This is a genomic window from Symplocastrum torsivum (genome assembly GCF_059505465.1).
Window position 1 is genome coordinate 50,722 of record NZ_JCACKQ010000027.1, and the last position, 13,675, is coordinate 64,396.

At 44.0% G+C, this 13,675-nt stretch carries 11 protein-coding genes; 4 read left to right on the forward strand and 7 right to left on the reverse strand.

The annotated features are described in order from the left end of the window. Nucleotides 1–6 precede the first annotated feature (6 nt). Complete coding sequence (locus AC5JL3_RS09405; protein WP_496074234.1) at nucleotides 7–2,496, reverse strand: dynamin family protein; 2,490 nt, start codon at nucleotides 2,494–2,496, stop codon at nucleotides 7–9. A 194-nt stretch (nucleotides 2,497–2,690) separates the two neighbouring features. Next, on the reverse strand, nucleotides 2,691–3,401 hold the full coding sequence (locus AC5JL3_RS09410) for a DUF305 domain-containing protein (protein WP_496074235.1): 711 nt from the start codon (nucleotides 3,399–3,401) through the stop codon (nucleotides 2,691–2,693). 614 nt (nucleotides 3,402–4,015) lie between these two features. On the opposite strand from AC5JL3_RS09410, the gene AC5JL3_RS09415 reads away from it, so the two are divergent. The 3 genes from AC5JL3_RS09415 (at nucleotide 4,016) to AC5JL3_RS09425 (ending at nucleotide 8,157) form a co-directional block, all read left to right on the forward strand. Next, complete coding sequence (locus tag AC5JL3_RS09415) at nucleotides 4,016–4,546, forward strand: outer membrane beta-barrel protein (protein WP_496074236.1); 531 nt, start codon at nucleotides 4,016–4,018, stop codon at nucleotides 4,544–4,546. Nucleotides 4,547–5,637: 1,091 nt separating this feature from the next. Next, on the forward strand, nucleotides 5,638–7,605 hold the full coding sequence (gene sir / locus AC5JL3_RS09420) for a sulfite reductase, ferredoxin dependent (RefSeq protein ID WP_496074237.1): 1,968 nt from the start codon (nucleotides 5,638–5,640) through the stop codon (nucleotides 7,603–7,605). Between the two features lie 123 nt (nucleotides 7,606–7,728). Further along, the gene (locus tag AC5JL3_RS09425; RefSeq protein ID WP_496074238.1) at nucleotides 7,729–8,157 is read left to right on the forward strand and encodes a DUF29 family protein; all 429 of its coding nucleotides are present in this window, start codon (nucleotides 7,729–7,731) and stop codon (nucleotides 8,155–8,157) included. A 98-nt stretch (nucleotides 8,158–8,255) separates the two neighbouring features. Here AC5JL3_RS09425 and AC5JL3_RS09430 read toward each other — a convergent pair whose 3' ends face one another. The 3 genes from AC5JL3_RS09430 to AC5JL3_RS09440 all read right to left on the reverse strand — a co-directional run bounded on the left by AC5JL3_RS09430 (nucleotide 8,256) and on the right by AC5JL3_RS09440 (nucleotide 11,530). Further along, entirely contained in the window at nucleotides 8,256–9,728 is a 1,473-nt protein-coding gene (locus tag AC5JL3_RS09430; protein WP_496074239.1) for a gamma-aminobutyraldehyde dehydrogenase, read from the reverse strand. Between the two features lie 121 nt (nucleotides 9,729–9,849). Further along, the gene (locus AC5JL3_RS09435; RefSeq protein ID WP_496074240.1) at nucleotides 9,850–10,386 is read right to left on the reverse strand and encodes a GNAT family N-acetyltransferase; all 537 of its coding nucleotides are present in this window, start codon (nucleotides 10,384–10,386) and stop codon (nucleotides 9,850–9,852) included. Between the two features lies 1 nt (nucleotide 10,387). After that, on the reverse strand, nucleotides 10,388–11,530 hold the full coding sequence (locus tag AC5JL3_RS09440; protein WP_496074241.1) for an ABC transporter ATP-binding protein: 1,143 nt from the start codon (nucleotides 11,528–11,530) through the stop codon (nucleotides 10,388–10,390). A gap of 49 nt (nucleotides 11,531–11,579) precedes the next feature. Here AC5JL3_RS09440 and AC5JL3_RS09445 point away from each other — a divergent pair, with 49 nt between their 5' ends. Further along, nucleotides 11,580–12,191, forward strand: coding sequence for a hypothetical protein (locus AC5JL3_RS09445; protein ID WP_496074242.1), 612 nt, complete (start codon nucleotides 11,580–11,582; stop codon nucleotides 12,189–12,191). 23 nt (nucleotides 12,192–12,214) lie between these two features. On the opposite strand, the gene AC5JL3_RS09450 is transcribed toward AC5JL3_RS09445, so the two are convergent. Together AC5JL3_RS09450 and AC5JL3_RS09455 are read right to left on the reverse strand one after the other, a co-directional pair. Then, nucleotides 12,215–13,054, reverse strand: coding sequence for an ABC transporter permease (locus tag AC5JL3_RS09450; RefSeq protein WP_496074243.1), 840 nt, complete (start codon nucleotides 13,052–13,054; stop codon nucleotides 12,215–12,217). 35 nt (nucleotides 13,055–13,089) lie between these two features. After that, nucleotides 13,090–13,587, reverse strand: a complete 498-nt coding sequence (locus AC5JL3_RS09455; protein WP_496074244.1) for an ABC transporter permease — start codon at nucleotides 13,585–13,587, stop codon at nucleotides 13,090–13,092. Nucleotides 13,588–13,675: the final 88 nt, after the last annotated feature.

A 13,675-nucleotide genomic window follows, 5' to 3' on the forward strand; every position in this document is an offset into this window, starting at 1 on the left:
TTCTCCTCAACTCTCCGGTTCTAGAGCATCTACCACATCATCTGAATCTGATACAGCATCAAAGCCTGGGCTAACATCGAACCCCTCTGATTCAACAGAAATAGGAATTGCTATTAAATCAGATTCTCCAATCGCAGGTAACTGATGCCTGTTTAACAGCATCCCTTGCAGACAGCTATTAATCCCAGCTACTGCTTGGCTATAAACCTCGATCTTTTGCTCAACCTCATCCTGTAAACGACGATTAGATTTAATCTTTCCCTCCGCTTCTTTCTCCAGAGTTTGCTCTAAAAAAGTACGTGCCTGATTGTATTGCTGTAAAATTGCATCCGCCTGCTCATCTGCCATTGGTAATAGCAGCGTTTTGATAGTTTGATTGATAGTTTGGCGGAAACTGCGCTTGATTGTTTGAGAAACTTTTGGCTCAAAATCTAACTTTAGTAATTGCCGAATTGCTGGTTCAGCTTCAATCATGCTCTCGGCATCATAGCCTTGAGAGGTTTGCTGCAAGGTTTGCCGGAATTGGTAAATTGAAAAGGTGCCTTCATCGTAAAAACGAGGGCTTTCTCGCACAAAGCGATCGCATTCTGTTCTTGCTGCACTCATCAAAGCGCGAGATACCTGCTTCTCCAGCACCTTTAGCTGTTGCTCAATCCCCCCATCATTCCCTAGCAAGCGATAGAGGTGACTATAGTAATCGGAACGACGCACTTGCTCGATCAACCGTTGAAAAAAGCAAGAAGCCACCTCAAGTGACACCTCTACCAAAACATCCTCTAGTTCATTAGCCAGGTAATAAAGTGCTTCCACTAAAACTGCAAGTAGTGGTGCTGTAGCATTACGAGGATGGTTGCGAGTGGCACGGCTGTAAGCTTCTGCAACAGAGAAAGTATTCAGCAACTCATCGAGGCGTTGGATCATTCGGCTTTGGAGTTGGCGAAAATCTGCCTCAAAATTTGGGCAAGCGTTATTCACGACTTGATTGACTTCTTCAGCAATGTGGGTACAAAACTCTTTGCCAACTTGCTGTAATTCTTGGTTGAGACGTTCCAACTCCCGCGCTTTCATCGCCTCAATCTCTTGGGGTTGACTATCTAAGTCTCGATGAACGCTCAGTAACTGTTTCTTTAAGCTAATGCACAACGGTTGTAAGTCATCAGCGAGATTCGCAAAGAGTTGGGGGCGCTTTTCTTCAGTGAGATAACGAGTAATCGCTGCACGAAACTCTTCAATCCCACTATCCTCAATCAGTTGATCGATCAGTGGCGTTCCTTGTTCGGCAAGAATCCGTACATAGTTTTGGTTGGGTGTTTCGTAATTGTTGACAGAAATACGGAACCGATTAGCAGATAACTTGCCGGAGTTGGTACAGTAGCGAAGAAATTCATAGACAAATTGCGGAGTATCCTCCCCGCCAGCCATGCCTTTGACGCTAGCAGCAAAGAGAGAATCTAAACCAAAGCGATCGCGTCCACTCGTACTTTTTATCTGACTGCCATAAAATCCGAGTAATCCACTCGTTTTATGAACCTTGGGTGTATCCCGAAACTGGGAACTAATTAAATCATCCAAGCGTTGCCGCAGTTGGTTGTTGTACCAAGTTTCATCAATACGGTTGAAGATATAGAAAACGCGATCGCGAATCCCTGGATTACCCCGCATCTTCTCCAACAGTTCCGTCTCCTCCGTCGTCATATCCCCAGCAGACGCAGGTTTCAGTACACACACCACGGCTGACGTTTCCTCATCTTCAATCTTGCGATACGTCAGTTCGGCATCCCTCTTGACTGGTGCATCAATCCCCGGCATATCAATCAGCACATTGCCATCTTGTAAGAGGGGATGATTGCAGTAGTATTCAATCCGCTTGAGAACGGCGCTATTACTCCCACGACGCGCATAACCAGCCGCTTCCTTCAGATTAGAGAAGTCAAATTGCTCCATTGAGTAGGTGGCATTGGTGACAGTGTGGATGCGATCGCGATTGCTCACAAACCCTTCCAGCAACAAATCTAGCGCCTTCGCTTGCTTTGCTCTCTCTGACTTACTCTCCCCACCTTCCTGCTGGAGAATTGCCATACATCCCCGGCGTAGCATATCAATCACTTCCGGTTGATTAACATTAGCCGTCACTAATCCCAATCGCTGACACAACGTTGCTGCCTGTTCCCGAATCTCCCCCTCACTCAAAAATGTCAGTACTACCCGTTCCTGACTAGGTTCTGCATGAGCGATGTAACATTCCGTACCCGTCGCGTGTCCTTCTGCACTGTAGAGGAGTTCTCGTTCCAGCAGTGCATTAATCAGCATCGACTTTCCTGCACTAAAGGCACCCGCAAAGACAATCTCAAATGTAGGAGCGATCGCTTTTCGGAGAGATGCCTGAACCACTGTCACATCCTGCGATGTCCGTAATGATGGCTCTTGATGTAACAGATGTAACAGACTCTCTACCTGTTCTTGCAGATTCTGGCACTGAGATAGCATTGGTGTCATGGTGGTGGATAGCTCCATCCAAAGAGGTGTTTAGGCAGATCTTAGTTCTGCCCTTCTCTAAAAAACACCGTGAAATCAACTACAGTTTGTTGCCTCAGCTCAGGATTTGAGCAAAATCATTCATCAAACTCTATATGTCGTAGGGTGCGTCACGACGCACCCCACTAGTGAAGCTACTGCGTAAGTCCCATGGCTTACTGCTTGTACCAGGCTTGTCGCCACTGCTTCATTTGGTCAATTTCTTTCTGTTGTGAAGCGACAATATCTTGAGCAAGTTGCTTGATTTCAGGGCGCTTAGACTTACTCAAGGCATCTTCAGCCATTGTTACCGCTCCTTCATGGTGAGGAATCATTGCGTTGATGAAGCGCAAGTCAAACTCAGCATTGGCTGCCCCTAAATCTCCCTTCATCATCATGCTCTGCATCTGCTCAGGAGACATAGGCATCATGTGTCCCATCTGAGCGTGATAAGCCATTGGGGTATCGCCAGCTTTTGGATACCAGGCTTGTCGCCACTGCTTTAACTGGTTGATTTCACGCTCCTGAGCAGCAATGATATCTTCGGCAAGTTTTTTGATTTCAGGACGCTGAGATTTCTCTAATGCTTCTTTTGCCATTTCAACTGCACCTTGATGGTGTGGTGTCATGGCATCAACAAACCGTAAATCGTAGTCAGCATCCGCAGGGCCTAAATCCATAGACATGCTGTGGTTCATCCCACTGTCACCACTTCCATGATTCATGCCGTCATGATTCATCCCAGGCATTCCACCCGCATCGCTTGCCGGAGGATTTTGAGCTTGGTTTGAGGGGGTTGAACAGGCTGAGAGAACTCCACCTGCTACGGATGCGATCGCAACAAGGCTAAACGCTAAAAATCCACTTTTCAAGGAGATTGGTTGCATAGGTTTCATCTTCAGGTTCATCTAAGACTCAATAAGGCGTTTCCTTCTCTCATTCTGAACCCTCCAGTACGCTGGAGTGTCAACCTTCAAGTGCTGTTCTCACGGCTAGGCAATCAGGAAATCAGAGTTATTCCCCCCGTCAGAGGCACTTAAAGGCGATCGCACCGTCAATTTGTTGCAGGTGAGACAGAAGGAAAATAGTCTATGAGGACTACAACGTAAGAATAGGGATGAACAATTGCCCTTTTCCTTACCTGATTAAACCCTACTCAATCAGTACCTCAAACAAATCAATCTCAGTTAGATTAGCTTCTCAAACTGATTTGAATGTGCCAATTAAAAAATAGTCCACTAACTCGATTAACTAATTCATTTTAGTGATAGTTCGCTTACTCATTGTCTACCTATATATACAAAGGAAGAACTTCTTCTATCTTTAGAGGACACACAATTCAGAAATTAGTACATAGTCTATAATATAACGCTCCTCTTGACTTTTAAAAAAAGAACCTTATTACAAAAAAAGTTGTAATTTCTTGGAACCTTTTGTTTCTTTCCAACGACCTTAGTAGTAACAACGCAAAAATACACTCTACCTGTTGATGAAAGGAACTATGAAACGCACACTTAAGTCTGTTCTAACTCTCTCGGCATTAGCCACTGTTGTAATCGCTCCTGTTTTGCTATCTGCTGGTAGTGCTTCTGCTAAGCCTGCTGGAACAGATGCAAACTACATCGGCGCTGGGGTTGCAGCCGGTGTTACTAACGGCGGACAAGATGGTGATGCGGCAACTTTTGGTGGCAACATTCAAGGCCGTATCACAACTGATAAAGCTCCTGTTTCTGTACGTGGTTCTGTACTATTTAGTGATGAAACCAGTGCAATTATCCCCATGGTTTCTTACGATGTTCCTGTCACTAACAATGCCAACGTTTACGTCGGTGCTGGCTATTCCTTTGTAGAAGAGAATGGAAAACCAACACCTTTAGGTAACCAAGATGCTCCTGTAGTTTCAGTAGGCGCTGAAGCACAGATTGGTCAAAATATTGTTGTTTATGGTGATACCAAAATAGGCATTGACGCTTATCAAAATAGCCCTAATACTGCTGTGAGTGTTCAAGCTGGTGCTGGTTTCCGCTTCTAGATTCGCTAGCGCTTTATTTGAATAAGATTTCAAATAAAGGCGCTCTAGCGAGTTTAGAAATAATTGAGGACAGGCTATTATAAAGCCTGTCCTTTTCGTTTTAGTTGATGTTAAAAAAATGTATAAAGCGACTTCTCAAAATACTCTGCCTAGAGAAAAGATATTTCGTCTTCTAGGTGAGAGCTAAGTTGTTAACTACCCTTCATTAAAAATTGCTAAGATGCGCCCTGTCTGTAACAATTATTGAAGAAAACTGTTGTTACAGTTAAAGCTAGTCTCTACTACAGGACTAAGCTTAATCAGTAATGTTAAGCCAGCCTCTTCGGCAAGCGTGAAGCAATCGCTTAATGAGGCGGTTCTGTTGTGGGTTTATCTTAGAGTCTCGGCTGATGGATTGAAGCTGATGGAGATGGAATCGAGAGATTTGACGAGAACACAGAGACTGGCTGTATATCTGTTCAATGCCGGGAGAAGAATCCATTAAAGAGTGCATGATTAAACTCAGAAAACTGTTTTTTTTAAATGGGAGCAATTTATAGTTTTTTGCTCATGACTATAGTTTGTTATTTTATTCAACACGGATCTTCTGTCGTCAGAGAGATTTAGAAAATAATTCGGACAATAAAAAACTTGGTTTGCTGCTCATTCTGTCTAGATGATTAAGATGTTAATGCTGACCATCAAAAAGGTAGAGATAAAACTCTACAAAGCCGTATATAAATGTAACTAAATGTTGAGACAAGAGGAATCTTATAGGATTGGCAACAGTCTAGCGCCTATAACCGATCTTGAAAGTTGGAATGGGGAATATAACGTTTGATTTCCGCAGCGCTTCTAAAATGGCTCGTAGGGCTGACGAACCAGGATGAATCGCTAGTAATGTGTTGCTGAAGTCGGTAAACTATCAAAAACCCTAGCTGTAGGGTTTTTGGGTTAGGCGGCTAGCGGCTATAGTACAGATTTTAGGATTTCTTTCATCCTTTCCCTTCATTAGGAAAGCTAACATAGCTAAGATTAAGATCTATAGTAATCACCAAAATTCCGCTCGGTTTACCGGGAATAACGTACACTTGTTCAGACTTGTAGCTCCAATGGTTAACTCTCAGATTTCCTCAGGCCGCAAACTATCTAAAGTAGAAGGACTTAAAGAACGCAGCAACTTCTTGCGTGAACCGGTGGCGACTGAGCTGCGGCAAGACACGACTCACTTTAGTGAAGATGCTATTCAAATTCTTAAATATCATGGCTCTTACCAGCAAGACAACCGGGATAATCGAGTTAAGGGTCAGGAAAAAGACTATCAGTTCATGCTACGCACCCGCAGTCCGGGTGGATTTATGCCGCCTGAACTGTATTTGACCCTCGACAAGTTATCAGAAGAGTATGGTAATCATACACTACGGGTTACAACTCGCCAAGGCTTTCAGATTCACGGCATTCTGAAGAAAAATCTGAAAACGGCGATCGCATCCATTATCCGCAACATGGGTTCAACGTTAGGCGCTTGCGGTGACTTAAACCGTAACGTCATGGCTCCCCCAGCCCCATACAAAAATCGCCCAGACTATTTATATGCTTGGGAGTATGCCGATAAAATTGCCGACCTCTTGACTCCTCAAACGGGTGCTTATTATGAGATTTGGCTGGATGGTGAAAAGGCAATTAGCGCCCAAGAAGACCCAGAAGTAAAGGCGGCGCGTCAGCGTAATGGGAACGGTACCATCTTCCACGATAAAGAAGAGCCACTCTACGGGGAACATTATATGCCCCGGAAGTTTAAGTGTGCGGTAACGGTACCCGGAGATAACTCGATTGACCTTTATACGCAAGATGTCAGTCTGGTGGTAATTACGAATGACCAAGGGGAACTGGAAGGATTTAATGTTCTTGCAGGTGGTGGTTTAGGCCGTACTCACAATAAAGAAGATACGTTTGTCCGGATGGCGGATGCCATTGGCTATGTGTCGAAGGATGAAGTCTACGACTTGATGAAGGCGATTGTGGCAACACAGCGTGACTATGGCGATCGCGTAAATCGTCGTCATGCGAGGATGAAATACCTGCTTAATGATTGGGGTGTGGATAAGTTCCGGGAAACGGTTGAGGGTTACTTTGGTAAAAAGATTGCTCCCTACAAACCGTTACCCGCGTTCAAGTATCACGACTACCTGGGGTGGAATGAACAGGGAGACGGCAAACTGTTTTTAGGGATTTCGATTGAGAATGGTCGGGTGAAGGATGAAGGGAATTTCCGCCTCAAGACCGCTTTGCGAGAAATCGCTCAGCAATTTGCCCTACCGATGCGGCTTACAGCAAACCACAATATCATCATCTATGATATTGAACCGGAACAGCAGTCAACGCTTGAGCAACTTCTTGACCAGCACGGTGTCTCAATTACTCCAGAAACAATTAACCCCTTGGCGCGCTACTCGATGGCATGTCCAGCGCTACCCACTTGCGGTTTAGCGATCGCAGAATCAGAACGGGTGCTTCCTGGGATGATTGACCGAATCCAGGCACTATTGGACAAGCTTGGTTTAGAAAAAGAGCAATTTGTCGTGCGGATGACGGGTTGCCCAAATGGTTGTGCCAGACCTTACATGGCTGAGTTAGGATTTGTTGGCAGTGCGCCCGATACTTATCAAATTTGGTTAGGGGGTTCAGCCGATCAGACGCGACTAGCAGAACCTTATACCGATCGCGTATCATCTCATGAGCTGGAATCCTTTCTGGAACCAATCTTTGCTTACTTCAAGCAAGACCGCAAGCCCGAAGAATCATTTGGAGATTTTTGCGATCGCGTTGGTTTTGATGCAATCCGCGAGTTTACTGTTGCTTATGAGTCTCCAAAACTGAACTTGCAGTCCGATACTGGCTTGGTGAATGAAGTCATCCTGCCAGAACCATCCATGACAAAAGTTAACGGTAAAATTCGTTATCGGATTGGCGTTCGGGATGAACTTTATGAGCGTGTAAAGGCAGCCGCCGCACAGGAAGGTAAGTCTATGACTCAGTTAACAACAGAAGCTTTGGAAGCTTACTTAAAGAAAAAGTAGAACGCTTAGAAACTTCCTGAAAAAACTTAATTTCTGCACAATTGAAGGGGAACAGTAACTCTGTTCCCCTTTAATCATTAGTCATCAGGTTATAAGTTGCCGTAATCCTGCAAATATTTCCCTATGGAAGAATTATTTGAACTTAAAGACTTGCTGTTAAAAGGTGACATCTCAGGTGCGATCGCGATTGTTGAAGACCTCGAAGAAATGGGTAAAAAGGACATAATCAAGACAATTCGCAGTTATGCTGTGATTCTGTTGCTGCATCTGATTAAACAACAAGCCGAGAATCGTACAACTCGCTCTTGGGATGTCTCAATTCGTAATTCTATTCGGGAAATTAAAAGGGAAAATAAGCGTCGTAAAGCAGGAGGTTATTATCTATCTACTGAAGAGTTACTTGAAACATTAGAAGATGCCTATCTGAATGCCCTTGATGAAGCTTCTCTAGAAGTAGAAGAAGGACGTTATTTACCAGATGAATTAGAGCAACTGGTTAATAAAGAGGATATTCTGAATCGCGCTTTGACTTTAGTCTTACCGTCAGAGTGAAAGAGCGATCACACTACATTAATTTACTACATTCAAAAACGCGATAGCGAAGCATGCCGAGAGGCTTATCGCTCTTTACTTCAAAATCTAAAATTAACTCAATCACCAAAAACAACGGAGTGCCAAGCCTTACGCTGGTCGCCTGTATTATCAAACATCACATGCTTAACAATGGTGTACTCTTCTAAAGCGTAGTTGGACATATCCTTACCAAAGCCACTTTGCTTAAAGCCACCGTGGGGCATTTCACTCGCAATTGGGAGATGGTCATTCACCCAAACCGTACCCGCTTCAAGGGCGGCTGTTACGCGCATTGCCCGTTGCACATTGGTTGTCCAGACACTCGCGGCTAAGCCATAAGGGATATCATTAGCTAGTGCGATCGCATTTTCCTCATCTGTAAATCGATTCACCACAACCACGGGACCAAAAATTTCCTCTTGGACAGAGTTCGCATCTTGAGGGGCTTCTACCAAAATCGTTGGTGGATAGAAAAAGCCACTACCCTCAGGTAACTCACCACCCGTGGCAATCTTAATCCCCTGTTGCCGCGCTTCCTCTACCAAACCATGCACCTTGTTCCGCTGTACGGCACTCACCAGAGGACCAATATCTGTATCCGCATCAAAGGGTTTGCCCACCCGTATTTGCTTCGTCAACTCAGTAAAGCGTTCTAGGAATTGGTCAAACACTTCATTTTGAACATAAAAACGAGTCGCTGCTGTGCAGTCTTGCCCAGTATTCATATACGAGGCGGCAACTGCACCTTGGGCGCAAGCTTCAATATCCGCATCAGCAAACACGACAAAGGGCGCTTTCCCTCCCAACTCCAGCGTTACCCGTTTCGCACGTTGACTCGCTAACTCCATTACCCGCTTACCCGTGCGAGTACTACCTGTGAAGGTAATCATCCGAATATCAGGATGGGTACAGATTGCCTCTCCAACGGCAGCTTCTCCGGTAACAACGTTGATGAGTCCGGCTGGAAGCCCTGATTCTAGAGCAATCTTGGCAAGTTCAATTGTAGTAATGGGGGTATTGGGTGCAGGTTTAATCACGATGGCATTCCCCGCCGCCAAAGCAGGACCAATTTTCCACGCTGCCATCATAAACGGGTAGTTCCAAGGCGTAATCGCACCAACAACTCCAATCGGTTCCCGGCGGATCATACTGGTGTAACCACCAAAATAACTTCCTGCTGCCGCCCCTTCTTGATGACGCACGACGGAAGCAAAGTAGCGAATATTGTCAATGGAAAAGGGAATATCTCCACCTTGGCTTAATTTTAGGGGTTTCCCGGTATTTACGCTTTCTAGTTTTGCTAAATCTTCGGCTTTTTGTTCCAGTGCGTCAGCAAATTTAAGCAGTGCTAGACTGCGTTCACCGTAGGATACCTGCGCCCATTCCTTTTGCGCCTGTTTCGCTACTGCAACGGCTTTCTCAACATCTTCAGGCGTTCCTATTGCCACGGTTGCAAAAACTTGACCTGTAGCAGGGTCAATTAAATCCTGACTACCACTGGTAACCTCTTTGTCACCAATAATCATTGGATAGTGAGTTTGTTTTTCCATTTTTACTGTTTGATTTGAATTAAAACAACTAATATTCAACAGAAAGGCTTACTTACTATTGTTATTGTTTAGAACATCTGAACAATAACAATAGTAAGGTTGGATTCCAGTAAATTGAAACTCAAAGATAATGTTCCGGCATCGGCTGTTCGTCAACTTTATAAACGCTAAAACCACGCTTGATATAGTTATCCAATGCGTAAGGACTATCTAAGTTACAGGTGTGAACCCAAAGGCGTTTAGCACCATTATTCCAGGCTTGGACGATGCCGTAACTGAGTAAGTGCTTGCCTAACCCTTTGCCCATGTAGTCAGGGCACAAGCCAAAATAAACAATCTCGGTTGAGTTGTCCGATTGGGCTAATTCAACGTAACCTGCTGGACCATCTCCCACATACAAGACATGAACGCTGGTTTCGGGGGCAGCTAAAAGTGCTTCAAGTTCAGGTTCAGCGAGTAAAAGGCGATCGCGCCACTTCCACTGTTCCCCGACTGAACTATACAAGAAGCGGTAAAACGCGACATCTGGTTCCTCCATTGTCTTCACACTCAATCCGCTACAGTCCTCTAAGAAGGCAGGACGAAATTGGTTTTCATCTGTCATCTGAAGATAGGTTGTTACCAGAACATCAGGGATAAGGCTTGTTGTGGCAGACATCTTAAGGTTTCGCCTCCGGTGGAATCACAACACAGTCGTTGATACTCCAGTACAGGGAGAGGGGAGAATCTTTCGTATAACTTTCCCTTCCTCCCAACTGAGTAACGGTAAGAGTACCGATACCCGTAGTTACCCGACACTCAACCAGTTGACCAATGTAGGTGATGCTGTCAACTTTGCCTGTAGCCTGATTGACAGCTTCTGGATGAGAGCCAATGTAAAATTGTTCCGGTCGAATCATTAACGTCACAGTTTCACCTGTTGTTGGCTGGGAGTTGTGGGAAATCGCCCGAAGTTTCACGCCGTTGACATCTACGACAATCGCCTCATTGCTAGTTTCTAAAACTGTTCCAACTAAAAAATTTGCCTTACCAATAAACTGGGCAACAAAGTGAGTTTTAGGACGAGAGTAAATTTCCTTAGGTGTGCCAATCTGTTCAACCTTGCCATCGTGCATGACAGCAATGCGATCGCTTAATGCCAGTGCTTCCTCTTGGTCATGCGTCACGTAAATAAAGGTGATATTAGTCTTACGCTGCAATTCGCGTAACTCTTCCCTGACTCCCTCCCGAATCTTGGCATCCAATGCTGAAAGGGGTTCATCCAATAGCAGTACTTTAGGACGATTAATCAAGGCGCGTGCTAAGGCTACCCGTTGCTGCTGTCCACCGGAAAGTTGAGAGGGAATGCGATCGCTTAATTCCTCTATCTGAAACATCCTCAACAACTCCCCCACCCGACGCTTTATTTCGTCCTTCGCTACACCCTGCACGGATAGCGGACAGGCAATATTCTGCGCCACATTCATCTGGGGAAACAGCGCGTATTTTTGAAAAACCGTATGGACATCTCGCAGATAAGGTGGCTTCAGCGTCACATCTTCCCCACCTAAGAAAACCTGCCCATATTCAGGAATTTCAAATCCACCAATCAGGCGTAATGTTGTTGTCTTTCCCGAACCACTCGAACCCAGTATCGAGAAAAACTCACCCGCTTGCACATCCAAGGTTACATCCCGAACGGCGTAGACATCTCCTTTAGAAGACGGATAAATCTTACTAACACCTTCAAGAGAAACAAGCTTTTGCAGATGAAATTTTGCTTCTTGATGAGGCGTAGAGTTTTGTTTTAAAAATGAATCCATATTGGCTGCCTTAATCTAGAATTGAAGACTAAAGAATTTAGGAAGTAACATGGGTATCTACCAAAAATTAGCAACTGCTACTACTGGCATAGCCCTAAGCTTAATTGCTATTGAATCAAATCCTGCAAAAGCGGCGACAATTACCTATGACTTTACAGTAGACATAGTTGAAAGCGAACTGCTCAATAATAATTTACTTATATCAGGTTTTTTCAGCTACGATGACTCAACGATAGAAGGAACTGGAATCGAAACAATTCCCGTAATTTTAGCGACGCATATCACCCGATCTAAAAATTTTCCCGACTCTCCTGGATTTATTATTACGTCAGATGATTTGTATGGAGGAGGTGCTCCTGTCTTCCGCAACCAAGCCAATGTTTTATTAGAAAATAGAATGTTTAACGGTTTCCAATGGGATTTAGGAATTAGAAGATTTGAATTCAACATTAATAATGAAGAGTACAATAATCTTTATTTTGCAAGTAGATCGTGTATAGATCCAATTGAGCTATTTTGCAGATCTACAGGAATTGTATCTTACACATTACGTGAAGAACCTGCCGCCTCTGTTCCAGAATCTAGAGGGGTAACTGGTATTTTGCTGCTAGGTTTAGGTTTAATTTTGAAGAAAAATAGACATTTATGCAAAGCAAGTTAACGTCCAAATCAAGCTTGTAAATCCTAAGTATTTTCACGACTTGTAACGGCTTGGTTGAGTAAAACTAAAGCCATACTAGCCAGCAAAACTAACGTTGCTGCCGCCGCAATCTCCGGTGTGATATCTGTTCGCAACCTTGCCCAAATTTCCATTGGCAGGGTATTTTCGCGTCCTGTCAGGAAGATAGTAACAATAACCTCATCAAACGAAAGCGTAAACGCTAACAAAGCTCCAGATATCACGGCACTACGAATATAAGGGAAGATAATATCCAAAAATACTTGCTTTGGTTTTGCCCCTAAATCATAAGCCGCTTCTTCCAGCATTCGCGGAAACTGAGTTAAACGGGCAAGAATTGGCCCCATCGCCACGGGCAAACCAAAAACTAGATGTCCGAGAATCACAGTTATCAAGGACAGTTCTAGCCCAAGATTAGAAAAGTAGGCAAGCATTGCGACTCCCGTCACTATCCCTGGCAATAAAATGGGTAAAGTGATAGCAATCCGAAAAGCACTTTTTCCAAAAAATTGATAGCGATAGATGGCAAAAGCGGCTAGTAATCCCATCAGCGTTGCCAAAACTGTTGCTACTGCTGCAACTTGTAGAGAATTAATTAATGCTTCCCTAAGTGAGGCATCACCAAAAGCAGTACTGTACCAGTTGAATGTCAAACCTTTGATAGGCAAAGACAAGATTTTTGAGTTGTTGAAACTTAGCAAAATAAGGACAACAATGGGCAAGTAGAGAAAAATATAAACTCCGATTGTCCAAGAAGCTAGTAATAATGGCTTTTGTGTAGTTTGTCTCTGCTGTAAGGGTTCAGCAAGTGTTGTCTCGACTTGACTATTTAATTCACTTGTCATTTGAGAAGGTTTTAATATACATATAATCCAAAACCCTAAAAGTTGTCCAAAGCACCCCGCCTCAAAACTAATGCTAGTGCTGAGAAAACCATGATGATTACAAATAATGTAAAGGCAGCACCCAGCGGCCAATTATAAGCAACACCAAACTGAGAAGAAATCACGTTACCCAACATCAAACCACTAGTACCACCAACTAAGCTAGGGGTAATAAAATCTCCCATGGTGAGGGAAAATACACTAATAGCACCTGCCCAGATTCCCGGCATCACCAACGGTAAGACTACTCGTCTAAAAGTGGTAAAAGGTCGAGCATTTAAGTCAGCAGATGCTTCTAATAAGTCCCTCGGCAAACGCTCAAAGGCTGTAATAATTGGCAAAATCATAAATGGTAGCCAAACATGAGCAAATGTTAGGATTGTGGAAAATTGATTGTAGAGAAAAATCTGGCTTGGTTCTTTCAGTATTCCTAAAGATAGTAAAGCACTATTTAAAACACCGTTGTAGCCTAAGATAACTTTCCAGGCGAACACCCTTACGAGATAACTCGACCACAGAGGTAAAATAACTAGTAGACTTCGGCGGAAGTTAGGCTACTATTAATAGAGCCAATCTAACGTA